Here is a 14,983-nt window from a genome sequence, read left to right as displayed (position 1 = left end):
CTATGCACAAACCTCTGCTGCCCCTAACCCGCGATCTGGTTCTGATAGGCGGAGGACACACGCACGCGCTACTGCTGCGCAAATGGGGTATGAAACCACTGTCCGGCGCGCGGGTTACGGTGATAAACCCCGGTCCCACCGCACCCTATTCGGGCATGTTGCCAGGATTTGTCGCTGGTCACTATCAGCGGTGGGAGCTTGATATTGATTTGGTGCGTCTGGCCCGCTTTGCCGGTACGCGGGTGATACTGGGCGCAGTTGAAGGTATCGACCCGGACACACGCCAAATCCATGTGCCCGGACGCCCGCCGGTGGCGTTTGATGTAGCCTCGGTCAATGTCGGGATCACCTCGGATATGCCAGCATTGCCGGGATTCGCCGAGCATGCCGTTCCGGCCAAGCCGCTCGGCCTCTTCGCCGCGCAGTGGCAAAGCTATCTTTCAGGGACGGGCCGCGCCGCGGTCGCCGTGATCGGTGGTGGCGTTGCGGGAGTAGAGCTAGTCATGGCGATGGCCCATGCACTGCGTTCCAAAGGACGTGAAGCGCAGGTTACGTTGATCGACAGTGCAACAGCCCTGACAGCGACTGTCCCGAAGGCATCCGCCACCATCCGGCAGGCGATGGCGCAACTGGGGATCGAAGTTCTGGAAAACACATCAATCCAGAAGATTTCTGCGGGCGAAATCGAGCTAACGGACGGTCGCCAGATACCAGCCGATTTCATCACCGGTGCTGCAGGCGCGCGGCCCTATGAGTGGATATCCAATACCGGCCTCGCGCTGCATGACGGTTTCATCAAGGTTAACGCGTCCCTGCAATCCAGTGATCCGGCGATTTTCGCCGCCGGGGATTGTGCCCATCTGTCCGAGAACCCGCGCCCCAAGGCAGGGGTCTACGCAGTGCGCGAGGCACCAATACTGTATGACAATTTGCGCGCCGCGCTAGGGTCTGGGAAAATGCGGCGCTACATGCCGCAGAAGGATTACCTGAAACTCATCTCTCTGGGTGGAAAATTCGCACTGGCCGAGCGCTTGGGAACATCATTCAGCGGGCCGCTCATGTGGCAATGGAAAAACCATATCGATCAGAAGTTCATGAACCGGTTCCGTGAACTGCCCCAAATGCCCACCACCGCATTGCCGCGTCATCACGCAGCAGGGCTGCAAGAGGCGTTGGGAGAAAAACCAATGTGCGGCGGGTGTGGTGCAAAGGTGGGTCGAGGCGCTTTGCATGCCGCACTGCAGGAGTTGCCGCAGCTCGACAGGCCCGACATTACACCCCTGCCCGGTGACGATGCGGCGGTGCTGCTAACCGGTGGCACGCGACAGGTTATGACATCGGATCACTTACGCAGCTTCACCAACGATCCCGCCCTGATGACGCGCATCGCCGCTGTCCACGCGCTTGGTGATATCTGGGCAATGGGCGCTCGTCCGCAGGCTGCGACAGCAACGATCATCCTGCCGCGCATGTCAGCTGAGTTGCAGCAGCGCACATTGGCTGAGATCATGCATATTGCCAGCGACGTCATGCACCAAGCCGGGGCTGAGATCGTCGGCGGCCATAGCTCAATGGGTGACGAAATGACCATCGGGTTCACTCTGACCGGGCTCTGTGATGCTGAACCGATCACGCTGGGTGGCGCAAAACCTAATGACGCTTTGATCCTGACAAAGCCGTTGGGCAGCGGTGTTTTGATGGCGGCCGAAATGGCGGGCAAGGCGGAAGGCGCTTGGGTCGCGGCGGCTTTCGCGCAAATGATACAGCCGCAGGGTGAGGCGTCCCGCATCCTGAAAAATGCCCATGCGATGACGGATGTCACCGGTTTTGGTCTGGCGGGTCACCTGCAAGGGGTATGCGAAGCATCTGGCTGCGGGGCAACCCTGTCTTTGGACGCGATTCCAGCTCTGGAAGGTGCGGCAGAGCTCAGTGATCAGGGCATTCGATCTACAATCTACACCGACAACCGTGCCATCGCCCCAGGCCTTCCGACCGGCGGCAAGGCGGATTTATTATTCGATCCTCAGACTGCGGGAGGTCTCTTGGCGGCCGTCGATGCCAACGAAGCCGAGCAAGTATGCTCGGAACTACGCGCCGCCGGTTACCCTGCCGCCCTGATTGGTCACATCGACGCTACATCGGGCCTGCGTGTTCAAAGCTGATCCAGAACATTCTTAATCCGAGCCACCGTCGCCGACAGCCCGGTATCATCAAGTGACGGTGCCTCAATCTGCGCGATCACTTCGGCACGCTGCGCCTTACGCGATTTGGCATAGGCCGGGTCGTAATGCTGTTCCATCAATGCCTGTGTCAGTCCACGCTTGTCGCCGGCATTGATCAATTCCAGCCAACCATCCACAACCTCATGACCGCGATGAATGCGCAGTGGAGACAATCGATCACGTAGCCGTTCGCTATCCGACAGAATGTCATCGTAGGCAGACACCAGATACGCGGTGCGCGCAGCAATCGGTGCTGTGATCTGGATGCGAGGTGCAGAACACAAGGCCGACCACAGGCTGGGCGGGAGCATCAGGTTTCCGATCTTGGATGATTCTGCTTCAACAACCACCGGACGCGCTGCATCCAGCTCGCCCAAGGAAGCGGCAAGCGCGGATTCAAAGGCTTTCTGACTGGGTTGCCCACCCGGCATTTCGCCCAACAATGAGCCTCGGTGATTGGCCAGCCCTTCAAGGTCCAGCACTTGCGCGCCTTGCGCCTTTAGATGGCCCAACAGGTCTGTCTTGGCCGTCCCGGTATAACCATCCAGCGCGACCAATCGATATGGCAACACTTCATCATAGAGGAACTGCTTTACCAGTCGGCGATAGCTGCGATAGCCGCCTTCAACCACCTCGGCGCGCCAGCCGATTTGTTGCAACATCCAGGTAAATGATCCTGATCGCTGCCCGCCACGCCAGCAATAGACCAGCGGCTTCCAGTCGCCCTCATGATGGCTCAGGTGATCCTCGATATGGCCTGCCGCGTTGCGAAACACCAGCGCAGCACCCAGCTTGCGGGCCAGAAACGGGCTTTGCTGGACGTGGATGGTACCGACCCGTGCCCGTTCTTCATTGTTCAGAACCGGCAGATTGATAGCGCCCGGCATATGGTCTTCGGCGAACTCAGCCGGGCTACGCACGTCGATAATCGTATCAAACGTGTGGTTGTAGAATTGCTGCAGGCTGGAGACTTTCAAAACCATATCAACGGTCTATCCCGCATGGTGCCGGAAGAAAACCCAAGCCGCCGTTGAAGGTACCAGACCATAATACGGAACAGCCATTGCAAACCATCTTCGCTTGGGTAATGAACCATCGATACTGGTTTCTTAATGGCATGGGACGTGCGCACAAATGGCACAGCAGACCGCAAATTCCCTCAAGAGCAAAGCATTGGCCGATCTGGAGACAGGGAAGTTGCCGCAGGCTTTGAAAAAAGCGCAGCTTGGCATCAAGAAACACCCCAAGGATGCCGATTACCAAGCAATCGCAGGCTTTGTCCTGACCGAGATGAAGCGGTACAAGCAATCCATTCCACACTTCGCTGAAGCATCGCGAATGAAACCGGACGATGCTCAATTTGTCGAAAACCTCGCCAACGCGTTAATGCAGACAGGTCAAATTCCGCGTGCGCTATCCTATGCCGAGCAGAAACTTGAACGCTTCCCGAATAACAAAGAACTGGTCCGCGTCATTGATGAAATTCAGCTCAAGGGACAGAATTGGCGCCTGATCATCGACCATACGACGAACAAACTGGAAAAAGACCCTGACAATGCAGATTTGCTTTGGTTGCGGGCCCGCGCCTACGGAGAGGTCGGATTCTCCGATCACAGCTCTCAGGACATTGCCCGCGCTTATGGGATCGCACCTGAAAATGAAAAAATCGCATTGTCAAAAGCCGTAGACTTGTATCAATCGGGCGACAAAGAGGGCTCAAAAACCATTTTACGCGCTGTACTTGAGAGAAACAAGTTTTGCGCGGCGGCGCTCTACCAAATGTCTCTAATGGTGGACAATGACCATGCCGAGAGCCTTGCGCGTGCTGTCGACACCGCAATTTCAGAAAGTGATCACGCCAACTCGGTGCTTGAATTCGCAAAGGCGCACTTGATCTCCAAACGTGATGGGCTGTTCTCGGCGCTCCCCCACTTTGCGCGGGCCAATGCCATTCAACACAACGTGAATCCCTATGACAGTACGCAAGAAGAGAAACGGTTCAAAGAAATCAGCACGTTTTTTCCCCTGAATGTACCCCCTGCGACTGCAGGCGTAGGCGATGGGCCCAAGCCGATATTCGTGGTCGGACAGCCACGATCAGGCACAACACTGATGGAAATGATGCTTAGTTCGGCACCGGATATCGCCGGCTGCGGAGAGCTGACGATTGCAGGTGAATTAGCCCAGAAGGTCAGAGAGAGCGGCAAACCATTTGACGCAGACGCAGCTGCTGAATGTGCAGCAGAGTTTCGCAGGCTGATGCCACCCTTACCCGAAAGTTCGACTGCATTCGTTGACAAGATGCCACATAACTATCAGCGGCTCGGCTTCATAATGTCAGCGTTCCCGAATGCCCGCGTGATCAACATGTTGCGCGATCCAAGGGATGTGGGGCTATCAAAATGGATCAGGCGTTTTCACTCACCGGGTATGCGCTATGCATCCAATCTTGAATCGATTGCCCACTCGGCCAACCTGTACCGGTGCTATCTTTCTCATTGGGAAAAGCTGTTCGGTGATCGTATTCTGACGGTTCGATATGAGGACCTGGTAGTCGACCCCAAAACCTGTATCCAGCAAGTCGCCGCCTTCTGCGGAATCGACTGGGATGAGCGGATGATGACCCCTGAGAAAAATACCCGGAAAGTCCGCACCGCCAGCACCGATCAGGTGCGCAAGAAAATCTCAACCGGGTCAATTGGTGGCTGGCAAGAGGTTGCGGATCAAATTCAGCCGATGTTGGATGGGCTGGATCAGGCGTTGTGGCCCGAATACAGGTTCGATTGACCAAAAAAAGGCCACCCCGAGAGACGGCCTTTTTTTTGCTTCTCCGGTCACATCACTTCTGTTTGATGCGCCCGTCCAGATAAGGCTGATACGGGGCGTTCTCGGCTAGATATTCCGCCGTAACATCCGCCAGATCAGGCCCGAAATCATAGGCGTTCTTGTCATCACCTGAGAACACAGAGTAACCATCGCCGCCATTGCGGACATAGTTGTTTGTCACCACCAGATATGTCGCAGCTGGATCAATAGCTTCGAAACCGCCATCCTTGGCGACCATGACCTCAACAATCCGGCCCTCATTCGGGGCAACCGATGGATCCCAGGTAAATGTCATTCCTGCCACCTGAGGGAAGCGGCCTTTGACCTCTTCAACTTGGCTCACCCCGTTTTCAAGAGCATCAATCACGCCCTGACCGCTGATCTCGAAGGTCGAGAGCGTGTTCTGGAACGGCAGAACTGTCAGCACCTCACCCATGGTCACCTCACCCGGATCGATCGAGGCGCGCAGCCCACCCGAGTTCGCAATCGCAATCTGGGCGCCCTGATCGGCAACCCGCGCCAGCATGGCATCCGCAACAAGATTGCCCATTTCACATTCCTGCACGCGACAAACGGACCGGTCGCCTTCAATCGAAGCTGAAGCTTCCGCGACAACCTTGTTGCGAATTTCATCCAGCGGAACGGCCAGCTCGGCGATGCGGTCCAGCGCGGCCTGATCCTCGGTCACCGCATTGTCCATGATCAGCGGCTCACCCTCTGCGGATACAACATTTCCGTCATCATCGAATGTCACATTCAATTCACCCAGAAACTTGCCATAGGCATAGGCCTGAACGATCTGCACCCCGTTTACGACGGTAGGGTACGGTCCGGCGGCCTTGTCGGATGTGTTTGAAAGGTATGTGTTCGAATGCCCACCCACGATCACGTCAACGCCCGTGGTCTCCTGCGCCACGCGCTGATCGACGACATAGCCTGAGTGGCTGAGAACGATGATCTTGTTCACACCTTCGCCGGTCAGCTTGTCGACCTCAGCCTGAACGGCAGGAACTGGATCAGAGAAGGTGATGTTTGGACCGGGTGACGCGATATCGTGCGTGTCTTCCGGCGTCAGTCCGATCAGACCGATCTTTTCGCCGCCCACTTCGATCACAGCCGATTTCTTGATCTTGTCGGTCAGCAGTTCCTCATCCGCATAATCGGCGTTGGACATCAGCACCGGGAAATCGACCGAGTCGATGAAGCCGCGCAGCACCTCAGGGCCATCGTCGAATTCATGGTTGCCCACAGTCATGGCGTCATAGCCCAGCTTGTTCATGAACTCAGCCGCAACCTTACCCTTGTAGTAGGTATAGAACAGCGAGCCCTGGAACTGGTCGCCCCCATCAACGAGGATCGAGTTATCGGCCCGTCCGCGGGCCTCTTCGACTGCCGTCACAAGGCGCGCCGATCCACCAAAGCACTTGCCTTCGGCATTGTCTTCGTCGCCACAGGCGCTGTCGTACTTGTTGATCGGTTCAAAGCGCGAGTGGAAATCGTTTGTATGCAGAATCGTAAGCTTGTATTCGGCAGCCGCCATACCGGCGCTGAGTGCCAATACCGCAGCCGAAGCCAGAAAACGGGTGAACATCGTGAAACTCCCTATGATTGTTTTGCGCGATGGTGCGCGTTGCGTGGCGAAGAGTCAAAGGGGGAAATCCGGCTTGATTCTACCCGTCGTGCGGGGCATCAGGACTTCATGCTGATTTACAAGATCTTCCGCGCCGATGAATGGGCAAACCTGCAAGCACAAGGGGCTTCGGATGGTGCACCGATTGATGTTTCGGATGGATATGTTCATTTCTCAACCGCAGAACAGGCCGCTGAAACCGCTGCCAAGCATTTTGCCGGGGTCGAGGGCCTAACCCTCTTGGCCTGTGATAGCCAAGCAATGGGCGATGATCTGAAATGGGAGGTTTCGCGTGGTGGCGCATTGTTCCCCCATCTCTACCGCCAGATTCAAATGTCGGATGTGGTCTGGTCGCGCGATCTGCCCTTTGACGGTCAGGCGCACCAGTTCCCGCAGGAGATGGAATGACACGCTTCATCGATCCCGAACGCGAACAGTTCGAGGCGTTTAAGGCCCTCGATCGAGACCATCCTATCGAGATGCTCAATCTGGTGAAGTTTCGCGAAACAGCTCAGTATCCGTCCGATCACGCACTGGCCGGCGCACATCTGACCGGCGCACAGGCCTATGGCAAATACGGGTCTGAAACCGCGCCTATCGTCGCCCGCATAGGAGCGTCGATCCTTTGGCGCGGCGCATTTCAGACTATGCTGATCGGTCCACAAAATGAGGCTTGGGATGCTGTGTTCATCGCCCGCTACCCCACCGCCCACGCATTTCTTGAGATGGTGACCGACCCTGCCTATCGCGCCGCGGTGATACACCGGCAGGCCGCCGTTGAAACCTCGTGCCTGATCCGCTGCGCGCCGACAGAGGGTGGAGATTCCTTCGGATGAAACTGACCGAAAAACTTGGACTCGCTGCGCTGCACCGTCTTGACCCGGAAACCGCGCATGGGCTTTCGATCAAGGCCCTGACCTCGGGGCTTGCACCGACGCCTGGGCCGGTCACATCGGACCGACTGAAGACCCGAGTCGCGGGTCTGGATTTGCCCAACCCCGTCGGACTGGCCGCAGGGTTTGACAAAAATGGCGAAGCACTGTTGCCGCTTTCACGCGCCGGGTTCGGGTTTATCGAAGTCGGGGCGGTGACACCCCGTCCGCAGCCCGGCAATCCTAAACCGCGCTTGTTCCGCCTGACCGAAGATCGCGCCGCCATCAACCGCTTTGGCTTCAACAACGAGGGAATGGAGGTCATGGCCGCGCGTCTGGCGCAGCGTCCAAAGGACGCGGTGATCGGTTTGAACCTTGGGGCCAACAAAGACAGTGATGATCGGCCCGGAGACTTCGCAAAAGTGCTTGCCCATTGCGCTGCGCACTTGGACTTTGCCACCGTCAACGTATCCTCGCCCAATACCGAAAAGCTGCGGGATCTGCAGGGCAAAGCGGCGCTAACTGCGTTGCTGAGCGGTGTGATCGAAACCCGAAACGCCCTGCCCCGCCCAATCCCGATCTTCCTGAAAATTGCCCCGGACCTGACCGAGGCCGAATTGCAGGACATCGCCGATGTCGCCCGTGAAACCGGTGTGGACGCGGTGATCGCCACCAACACCACACTGTCTCGCGATGGCCTGCGCAGTGCGCACAAGGATCAGGCCGGAGGCCTGTCCGGCGCGCCGTTATTCGAGAAATCGACGCGGGTGCTGGCGCAGCTTAGTCAGTTGACCGGCGCAGATATCCCGCTGATCGGGGTTGGCGGCATCAGCACGGCAGAACAGGCCTATGCCAAGATCTGTGCCGGAGCGTCCGCAGTGCAGTTCTACACGGCGATGGTCTATGGCGGGATTTCCCTGGCCGCTGACATTGCACAGGGGTTGGACACGCTGCTGGAGCGCGACGGCTTCGATTCGGTCGCGCAAGCGGTGGGCAGCAAACGAGAGGACTGGCTATGATCGAATATTGGCACAATCCGCGCTGTTCCAAATCCCGCGCGGGGTTGGCGTTGCTGCAGGAAAACGGCGCAGATCCTGAGGTGCGCAAATACCTCGAAGACGCGCCCTCGGCCGATGAAATCCGGACGGTTCTGGCCCAGCTGAATATCCCGGCGATCAGCATGATGCGCACCGGAGAGAAAACGTTCAAAGAGCTTGGTCTGGCCAAGACCTCGCCCGATGAGGAGCTTGTTCAGGCCATGGCCGAACACCCGATCCTGATCGAGCGTCCGCTGGCCATCTCGGGCGACAAAGCCGCTATCGGACGCCCGCCCGAGAACCTGCTGGACTTGCTTTAGGCGATCTCTGCCTCAAGTCGCGGATAGCGCCAACCAAGCGTAAGGCCCCGTGCGATGTTCAACACCATCAGCGCGGCCCAAAGCCCATGATTGCCCATCGTTGGCACCAGCACGAACAACGCAACCACGTACAGCGCGACTGACTGGATCATCGCGTTGCGCATATCGCGGGTCCAGGTGGCGCCGATATAGATACCGTCGAACATCCAGCTTGCCACTCCGATGATCGGTGCCAGAGCAGCCCAGAGCAGATACTCGCGTGCCGTCGCCCGAACATCAGGCGATGTCGACATCAGATCGATCAGCGCGGGCCCTGCCAGGTAAAACACCAGCCCAAGCCCGATGGCCCCGCCAACGCCCCATTGCGAAGCCATGACCGACGCGCGCCGGACCTTCCGGCGGTCGCGAGCACCGACGGCTCCTCCAACAAGAGCTTCTGCCGAGAAAGCAAATCCGTCCAAAGCGAACGCGGTGATTTCGAGAAACTGCAATAACACCTGATTGGCCGCCAAATTCACGTCGCCCAGATCGGAACCGACAAACAAAAACGTGGTGAAAGCCCCGGTCAATAGAACCGAGCGCACCATGATATCGCCATTCACCTGCATCATCCGGCGCAGCCGTGCGGCATCAAAAATACGCGGCCAATCCCGCCACTGCTTGCCGCCAAACGCATCGCCACAAAGCCACAAACCCAGGGCAAGACCCGTCCACTCGGCGATCAATGTCGCGATGGCAACGCCCTCGACACCCCAGCCCAGGCCAAGCACAAACCATAGATCCAGCGCTATATTCAGCCCATTCATCCATATCTGCAGGATGAATACACCTCGCGTGCGTTCGACTGCGATCAGCCAGCCAGTCACCGCATAAAGGGCAATCGTGGCCGGAGCGCCCCAGATGCGAATCTCCAGATAGGCGCGCGTCAGAGACTCGACTTCGGCGCTGGCGGGCGACAGTGCAAAAGCTCCAAGGAATACCCAAACCTGCGCGGCAATGAAAACCAATCCTGCTGTTCCGCCCAGCAGCAAGCCTCGCATGAGCAACGCTCCGGTTTCTGCAGTGTCACCTGCACCGCGCGCCTGTGCCGCCAGCCCGGTAGTGCCCATCCGCAGAAAGCCGAATATCCAGTAGATCGCAGACAGAATGACCGCACCCATACCCACAGCCCCGATAGGGGCGGCCTGCCCCATCTGACCGACAACGCCGGTATCCACTGCCCCGAGGATCGGTACGGTCGCGTTCGACAGCACGATCGGCAACGCGATTTTCAAAACGCGCCGATGGGTAATGGGCGCTGAGGCGTCCTCCATCCTTAGTCTTTCGATGTCGGAGATTGCGGCATCAGGAAGTGCCCCGTACCTTGCGCAAAGAGTTTGGCGTGATTGTCTTGCCAGGCTTCGACCCGGACAGAGGCATAACGTCGACCCGAGCGATTGATGAAAGCGCGCGCATAGGCGTCTCGCGGCAGGCCAGACCGCAGGTAGTCGACCGTGAAGTCGATGGTTTTGGGAAAGCGGATATTCACGTCAGTCAGGATGTCCTCCGCACCGATCTCACCGCATTCAATCCTGGGAAACATATGTTCCCAACTCAGCGTGATTACGGCAGTGACTTCCAGAAACGCTGCTGTCACCCCACCGTGGATAGCGGGTAGAAAAGGATTACCGATCAACTTCTCATCGAAATTCAGAACGCCTGTCAGTTCGTCCCCCCGCCGGTCGAATGTTATATTAAGGAACCGAATATACGGCACACCTTCGACCAGCGCGGTCAATGCGGCATCACGGCGTTGCTTGACCACCTGCATAGGTTCTGGGCGAGGTCTTGCCATCTTAGCGACCCTCCACGGTGAAGGCACCTGAAGCGGTGGCAACGGGACGGTCGCTGTCATCATCCGTCGCCGTCGCCCGCACAAAAGCCACGTTGCGCGTGATGTGATAGCAGGTCGCGCGGGTCCGGATACTTTGACCCGGCGTTGCGGCCCGCATGTAATCAATACGCAGATCGATGGTGGCGGTTCCTCCCGGGGCCGAGGGGTGGCTCATCACTGCGGCACCGCAACAGGTATCCAGCATGGCCGACACAGCCCCGCCATGGATCACGCCAGTCCGAGGGTCGCCGATCAGTTGCTCGTTATAGGGCATCGAGATTTCAGCCTCGCCCTCTCCGATGTGGGTCAGATCAAGCCCCAAGGCCTTGGCGTGCGGAATCGCCTCGATGAACTGGCGCGCTAAAACTGTCTTATCGACCATGGGGTTGGGTCCTGTCCTTGTACCTGCCCCTTTATGGGCCTGCGTTTACACCAAGGGCAAGCCCACCTGTTGCGCTTGCCGCAACGACGCCCTAGGTTGCTGCCAAGGAGACCCGGAATGTCCGACACCCGTTTGTCATTCAAAGAAATGTGCGCCGAGTTCGACGTGACCCCACGCACCCTGCGCTATTACGAATACATCGAATTGCTGCAGCCTGACCGTGAAGGCAGGTCGCGGTTTTACGGGCCTCGTGAATGCGCCCGGATGAAACTGATCATGCGTGGTCGAAAGTTTGGATTTCCTTTGGAAGAGATTCGCCAGTGGCTGCTGATCTACGAAGATCAGGGCAATCAGGCGCAAATGGCGACCTTTATCGAGATGGCCGATCGTCAAATGGAAGAGCTGCGCCAGCAGCGCGCGCAGTTGGATGAAGCAATGGATGCGCTTCAGCAATTGCGCGATCAGACCGTCGGCCTGCTGAAATAGCTCCTTCCCCTACGGCAAGAAAATTGCCGAAACCCCCGCTTACGCGACTGGATGTTACGTCAACTATTTTGTGACGCAGCGTCCGCATTACGTAAACGTCACTTGTGTGTTGTAAAACGCTCATCGACTGCGCAACTCAGATTGCATGACGCCAGTGATGAGAGTTTGAACCATGACCGAAGATCTGCTGACCATCCGTGAAATGTGCGAGACATATGATGTCACGCCCCGCACATTGCGGTTCTACGAGGCCAAAGAGCTTTTGTTTCCGATCCGCGAGGGCCAAAAGCGCTTGTTCACCAAACGGGATCGTGCACGCCTGAAACTGATCCTGCGCGGCAAGCGCTTTGGCTTCAGCCTCGAAGAGATCCGCCAGCTTCTGGACCTGTACCACGTGGGTGACCAGCAGCTGACCCAGATGTCCCGCACTTATGAAATCGCGTGCGAGCGCCTTGCTGACATGGAATCGCGCCGCGAAGAGCTGACGCAGGCCATTGACGAACTGAAAGAGCAGTTGCGCTGGGGCGAAAAGGTTATCGCCTCGATGAAACAGGAAAAGAAGGCCGCCGAATAAGCCCGGCCTTTCGGACATATGAATTAAGGGAGCTTCACATGCCCGTCTATAACGCGCCAACCAAAGATACGCAGTTCATCCTGCACGATGTTCTGAAAGTCTCGCAGTCGGATATCCCCGGCTATGATGAACTGGAGGCCGAGTTTACCGGCGCGGTTCTGGAAGAAGCGGGCAAAGTTGCCACCAATGTGTTGCACCCGCTGAACGTGGTTGGGGACATCGAAGGGTGCCGGTTGGAAAACGGGATTGTGTACACCCCAACAGGTTTCAAAGATGCCTTCGAGCAGATGAAAGAAGGCGGCTGGACTGGCCTCGACATGCCGGGAGAGTATGGCGGCCAGAACATGCCTTATGTGATGGGTACTGCGGTAGGCGAGATGTTCTCGGGCGCGAACCAAGCGTTTGTGATGTATCAGGGCCTGACCCACGGCGCAGCCTCGGCAATCCTCGCGCATGGTTCGGATGAGCAAAAGAACACGTACCTGCCCAACATGGTCAGTTGCGAATGGACAGGCACCATGAACCTGACCGAACCGCATTGCGGTACCGATCTGGGCCTGATGCGCACCAAGGCGGAACCTCAGGGCGACGGCAGCTACAAGATTTCCGGCCAGAAGATCTTTATCTCGGCTGGCGATCACGACATGGCTGACAACATCATCCATCTGGTGCTGGCCAAAATCCCTGGCGGCCCCGAGGGCATCAAGGGCGTATCGCTATTCATCGTCCCCAAATTCATCGTGAACGAAGACGGTTCGCTGGGCGAACGTAACGGTGTCTCGGTCGGCAAGATCGAAGAAAAGATGGGCATCCACGGCAATTCGACCTGCGTCATGAACTATGACGAGGCCACCGGCTGGCTGCTGGGCGACGAACACAAAGGCATGCGCGCCATGTTCACGATGATGAACGAAGCGCGTCTGGGTGTGGGCATGCAAGGCCTGTCTCAGGCCGAGGCAGCGTATCAAAACGCCGTCGAATACGCCAAAGACCGCCTGCAGGGCCGCGACGTAACAGGTGTGAAGAACCCGGATGGCCCGGCCGATCCGCTGATCGTGCACCCTGACATCCGTCGCAACCTGATGGATCAGAAAAGCTTCACCGAGGGCGCACGTGCGTTCATCCTGTGGGGCGCGACCATGATCGACAAGGCGCACCGCTCGGGTGACAAGGATGCCGACGGGCTGATCTCGCTGCTGACACCGGTCATCAAGGGCTTCCTGACGGATGAAGGTTACGACATGACCGTTCAGGCGCAGCAGGTCTATGGCGGCCATGGCTACATCGAAGAATGGGGCATGTCGCAATACACCCGCGACGCCCGCATCGCGATGATCTACGAAGGCGCAAACGGCGTTCAGGCATTGGATCTTGTTGGCCGGAAGCTGGCGCAGGATGGCGGCAAGCATGTCATGGCGTTCTTTGAGATGGTTAAAACCTTCTGCAAGGAAAATGCCGGCAAGGATGAAGCTTATGACAAAGCGTTCATCGAACCGCTGAAGGCTGCGTCTAAGGACCTGCAGGCCGCTGGCATGTATTTCATGCAGGAAGGCATGAAGAACCCTAACAACGCGCTGTCCGGTTCGTATGACTTCATGCACATGTTTGGTCATGTTTGCCTGGGCCTGATGTGGGCTCAGATGGCGAAAGCCGCTCGCGAAGCGCTGGATGGTGGCGCCTCGGACAAAGAGTTCTACGAGACCAAGATCAATACCGGTCGCTTCTACATGGCCCGTCGCTTGTCCGCGACAGCCATGCATTTGGCGCGCATCCAAACCGGGGCGGACACGGTAATGGCGCTGGACGCAGCGAACTTCTGATTTCAGTGTGGGCTCGGGCGTCGTAGCCCGAACCCACCCTTGGAGGAGACAAGATGCCAAAACGCTTTCGCCTGACCCGCCGCTTTCCCGTCGCCATGACCGAGGATGGCTATCGCAAACTCCGCGGTTTCGCGCGAGAGGCGGGATTGGATGAAGGTGAGGCTTTGTCGTTCCTGTTCGAGAATTTCAATAGCGTGATTGATCACGAGAACCTGACGCACAGATTGCGCATCTTCAACTCCGAGCTGGACGCAAGAAAGCGCTGAACGCGCAATACGCCTTGGGAGGGGCGCTCAAATGACCATCAAACTGCATTGCTTCGGTGAAAGCGGCAACAGCTACAAAGCCGCTCTGGCGCTTGAGATGTCAGGTCTGGAGTGGGAAGCGGTCTTTGTCGACTTTTTCAACGGCGCAACGCGCACCCCTGAATTCCGGGCCGAAGTGAACGAAATGGGCGAAGCACCCGTACTGGTCGATGGCGATTTTCGCACCAGTCAGTCTGGGGCAATTCAGGCCTATGTCACCGAGAAGTCCGGCAAATTCGGCGGCAAGGATCGGGATGAGAACTACGAGATTTTCAGATGGGTTCTGTGGGACAATCACAAGCTTAGCTCAATGGCTGGGCTGACCCGTTTCCTGATTAACTTCCTGCCCGAAAAGCACCGCAACCCGGATGTGATCGCGTTCAATCAGGGTCGCCTCAAGGCTGCTTATCAGACACTGAACGCCCATCTTGAAGGCCGCGACTGGATCGTTGGTGACGGCGTGACCAATGCTGATATCAGCTGCTGCGGCTACCTCTATTATCCCGAACCATTTGGCTTTGATCGCGCCGACTGGCCCAACATCGATGCCTGGCTGACGCGCCTTAGCGAACAGCCCGGTTGGAAACACCCCTACGACCTGATGCCCGGCAACCCGTCGGATCGAGCTTAAGGAGA

16 protein-coding genes are annotated in these 14,983 nt (G+C 57.6%); 11 read left to right on the top strand and 5 right to left on the bottom strand.

Annotated elements, in window-relative coordinates; all coding sequences use genetic code 11:
• Nucleotides 1–2 precede the first annotated feature (2 nt).
• Nucleotides 3–2,162 (top strand): selenide, water dikinase SelD, encoded by a 2,160-nt coding sequence (gene selD, locus ACR0NE_RS10865; RefSeq protein WP_170594849.1) that lies wholly within the window; start codon nucleotides 3–5, stop codon nucleotides 2,160–2,162.
• Here selD and mnmH read toward each other — a convergent pair.
• Nucleotides 2,153–3,205, bottom strand: a complete 1,053-nt coding sequence (gene mnmH / locus ACR0NE_RS10860) for a tRNA 2-selenouridine(34) synthase MnmH (RefSeq protein ID WP_170594846.1) — start codon at nucleotides 3,203–3,205, stop codon at nucleotides 2,153–2,155. The genes selD and mnmH overlap by 10 nt on opposite strands.
• A 151-nt stretch (nucleotides 3,206–3,356) precedes the next feature.
• Here mnmH and ACR0NE_RS10855 point away from each other — a divergent pair, with 151 nt between their 5' ends.
• Nucleotides 3,357–5,009: a tetratricopeptide repeat-containing sulfotransferase family protein gene (locus ACR0NE_RS10855; protein WP_170594843.1), complete on the top strand. Its 1,653-nt coding sequence runs from the start codon at nucleotides 3,357–3,359 to the stop codon at nucleotides 5,007–5,009.
• A gap of 52 nt (nucleotides 5,010–5,061) precedes the next feature.
• Here the strand turns inward: ACR0NE_RS10855 and ACR0NE_RS10850 are convergent, their stop codons facing one another.
• A complete protein-coding gene (locus ACR0NE_RS10850; protein WP_170594839.1) occupies nucleotides 5,062–6,639 on the bottom strand; it encodes a bifunctional metallophosphatase/5'-nucleotidase in 1,578 nt (525 codons plus the stop codon).
• A 108-nt stretch (nucleotides 6,640–6,747) separates the two neighbouring features.
• On the opposite strand from ACR0NE_RS10850, the gene ACR0NE_RS10845 reads away from it, so the two are divergent.
• The 4 genes from ACR0NE_RS10845 to arsC are packed head-to-tail and all read left to right on the top strand — an operon-like array spanning nucleotide 6,748 to nucleotide 8,907.
• Nucleotides 6,748–7,086 (top strand): DUF952 domain-containing protein, encoded by a 339-nt coding sequence (locus ACR0NE_RS10845; protein WP_170563662.1) that lies wholly within the window; start codon nucleotides 6,748–6,750, stop codon nucleotides 7,084–7,086.
• Nucleotides 7,083–7,514: a DUF1330 domain-containing protein gene (locus ACR0NE_RS10840; protein ID WP_170594836.1), complete on the top strand. Its 432-nt coding sequence runs from the start codon at nucleotides 7,083–7,085 to the stop codon at nucleotides 7,512–7,514. The genes ACR0NE_RS10845 and ACR0NE_RS10840 overlap by 4 nt, the downstream gene beginning before the upstream one ends.
• Nucleotides 7,511–8,569: a quinone-dependent dihydroorotate dehydrogenase gene (locus ACR0NE_RS10835; RefSeq protein WP_170594833.1), complete on the top strand. Its 1,059-nt coding sequence runs from the start codon at nucleotides 7,511–7,513 to the stop codon at nucleotides 8,567–8,569. Before ACR0NE_RS10840 ends, ACR0NE_RS10835 begins: the two co-directional genes overlap by 4 nt.
• Nucleotides 8,566–8,907: an arsenate reductase (glutaredoxin) gene (arsC, locus tag ACR0NE_RS10830; protein ID WP_170594830.1), complete on the top strand. Its 342-nt coding sequence runs from the start codon at nucleotides 8,566–8,568 to the stop codon at nucleotides 8,905–8,907. The genes ACR0NE_RS10835 and arsC overlap by 4 nt, the downstream gene beginning before the upstream one ends.
• Here arsC and ACR0NE_RS10825 read toward each other — a convergent pair.
• The 3 genes from ACR0NE_RS10825 to ACR0NE_RS10815 are packed head-to-tail and all read right to left on the bottom strand — an operon-like array spanning nucleotide 8,904 to nucleotide 11,162.
• The gene (locus ACR0NE_RS10825; protein ID WP_170594827.1) at nucleotides 8,904–10,220 is read right to left on the bottom strand and encodes an MATE family efflux transporter; all 1,317 of its coding nucleotides are present in this window, start codon (nucleotides 10,218–10,220) and stop codon (nucleotides 8,904–8,906) included. The genes arsC and ACR0NE_RS10825 overlap by 4 nt on opposite strands.
• A 2-nt stretch (nucleotides 10,221–10,222) precedes the next feature.
• Nucleotides 10,223–10,741, bottom strand: a complete 519-nt coding sequence (locus ACR0NE_RS10820) for a PaaI family thioesterase (RefSeq protein WP_170594824.1) — start codon at nucleotides 10,739–10,741, stop codon at nucleotides 10,223–10,225.
• 1 nt (nucleotide 10,742) lies between these two features.
• Entirely contained in the window at nucleotides 10,743–11,162 is a 420-nt protein-coding gene (locus tag ACR0NE_RS10815) for a PaaI family thioesterase (protein ID WP_010438901.1), read from the bottom strand.
• A gap of 117 nt (nucleotides 11,163–11,279) precedes the next feature.
• Between ACR0NE_RS10815 and ACR0NE_RS10810 the strand changes: the two genes are divergently transcribed.
• From ACR0NE_RS10810 to ACR0NE_RS10790, 5 genes are all read left to right on the top strand, one after another.
• A complete protein-coding gene (locus ACR0NE_RS10810) occupies nucleotides 11,280–11,648 on the top strand; it encodes a MerR family transcriptional regulator (RefSeq protein WP_170391912.1) in 369 nt (122 codons plus the stop codon).
• A 172-nt stretch (nucleotides 11,649–11,820) separates the two neighbouring features.
• Complete coding sequence (locus tag ACR0NE_RS10805) at nucleotides 11,821–12,222, top strand: MerR family transcriptional regulator (protein ID WP_039536426.1); 402 nt, start codon at nucleotides 11,821–11,823, stop codon at nucleotides 12,220–12,222.
• Nucleotides 12,223–12,260: 38 nt separating this feature from the next.
• Nucleotides 12,261–14,042 (top strand): acyl-CoA dehydrogenase C-terminal domain-containing protein, encoded by a 1,782-nt coding sequence (locus ACR0NE_RS10800; RefSeq protein ID WP_170594821.1) that lies wholly within the window; start codon nucleotides 12,261–12,263, stop codon nucleotides 14,040–14,042.
• Nucleotides 14,043–14,095: 53 nt separating this feature from the next.
• Nucleotides 14,096–14,308: a hypothetical protein gene (locus ACR0NE_RS10795; protein WP_170391916.1), complete on the top strand. Its 213-nt coding sequence runs from the start codon at nucleotides 14,096–14,098 to the stop codon at nucleotides 14,306–14,308.
• Nucleotides 14,309–14,339: 31 nt separating this feature from the next.
• Nucleotides 14,340–14,978, top strand: coding sequence for a glutathione S-transferase (locus ACR0NE_RS10790; protein ID WP_170420898.1), 639 nt, complete (start codon nucleotides 14,340–14,342; stop codon nucleotides 14,976–14,978).
• Nucleotides 14,979–14,983 lie beyond the last annotated feature (5 nt).

Source organism: Ruegeria sp. C9 (assembly GCF_056537585.1).
The sequence above is the reverse complement of the archived record's forward strand: the minus strand, read 5'-3'. Positions and strand labels throughout refer to the sequence as shown.

What these genes read in the sequence shown, in the direction of transcription:
- selD (WP_170594849.1), top strand. Translation starts at nt 3, where the DNA reads ATGCACAAACCTCTGCTGCCCCTAACCCGCGATCTGGTTCTGATAGGC.
- mnmH (WP_170594846.1), bottom strand. Translation starts at nt 3,205, where the DNA reads ATGGTTTTGAAAGTCTCCAGCCTGCAGCAATTCTACAACCACACGTTT.
- ACR0NE_RS10855 (WP_170594843.1), top strand. Translation starts at nt 3,357, where the DNA reads ATGGCACAGCAGACCGCAAATTCCCTCAAGAGCAAAGCATTGGCCGAT.
- ACR0NE_RS10850 (WP_170594839.1), bottom strand. Translation starts at nt 6,639, where the DNA reads ATGTTCACCCGTTTTCTGGCTTCGGCTGCGGTATTGGCACTCAGCGCC.
- ACR0NE_RS10845 (WP_170563662.1), top strand. Translation starts at nt 6,748, where the DNA reads ATGCTGATTTACAAGATCTTCCGCGCCGATGAATGGGCAAACCTGCAA.
- ACR0NE_RS10840 (WP_170594836.1), top strand. Translation starts at nt 7,083, where the DNA reads ATGACACGCTTCATCGATCCCGAACGCGAACAGTTCGAGGCGTTTAAG.
- ACR0NE_RS10835 (WP_170594833.1), top strand. Translation starts at nt 7,511, where the DNA reads ATGAAACTGACCGAAAAACTTGGACTCGCTGCGCTGCACCGTCTTGAC.
- arsC (WP_170594830.1), top strand. Translation starts at nt 8,566, where the DNA reads ATGATCGAATATTGGCACAATCCGCGCTGTTCCAAATCCCGCGCGGGG.
- ACR0NE_RS10825 (WP_170594827.1), bottom strand. Translation starts at nt 10,220, where the DNA reads ATGGAGGACGCCTCAGCGCCCATTACCCATCGGCGCGTTTTGAAAATC.
- ACR0NE_RS10820 (WP_170594824.1), bottom strand. Translation starts at nt 10,741, where the DNA reads ATGGCAAGACCTCGCCCAGAACCTATGCAGGTGGTCAAGCAACGCCGT.
- ACR0NE_RS10815 (WP_010438901.1), bottom strand. Translation starts at nt 11,162, where the DNA reads ATGGTCGATAAGACAGTTTTAGCGCGCCAGTTCATCGAGGCGATTCCG.
- ACR0NE_RS10810 (WP_170391912.1), top strand. Translation starts at nt 11,280, where the DNA reads ATGTCCGACACCCGTTTGTCATTCAAAGAAATGTGCGCCGAGTTCGAC.
- ACR0NE_RS10805 (WP_039536426.1), top strand. Translation starts at nt 11,821, where the DNA reads ATGACCGAAGATCTGCTGACCATCCGTGAAATGTGCGAGACATATGAT.
- ACR0NE_RS10800 (WP_170594821.1), top strand. Translation starts at nt 12,261, where the DNA reads ATGCCCGTCTATAACGCGCCAACCAAAGATACGCAGTTCATCCTGCAC.
- ACR0NE_RS10795 (WP_170391916.1), top strand. Translation starts at nt 14,096, where the DNA reads ATGCCAAAACGCTTTCGCCTGACCCGCCGCTTTCCCGTCGCCATGACC.
- ACR0NE_RS10790 (WP_170420898.1), top strand. Translation starts at nt 14,340, where the DNA reads ATGACCATCAAACTGCATTGCTTCGGTGAAAGCGGCAACAGCTACAAA.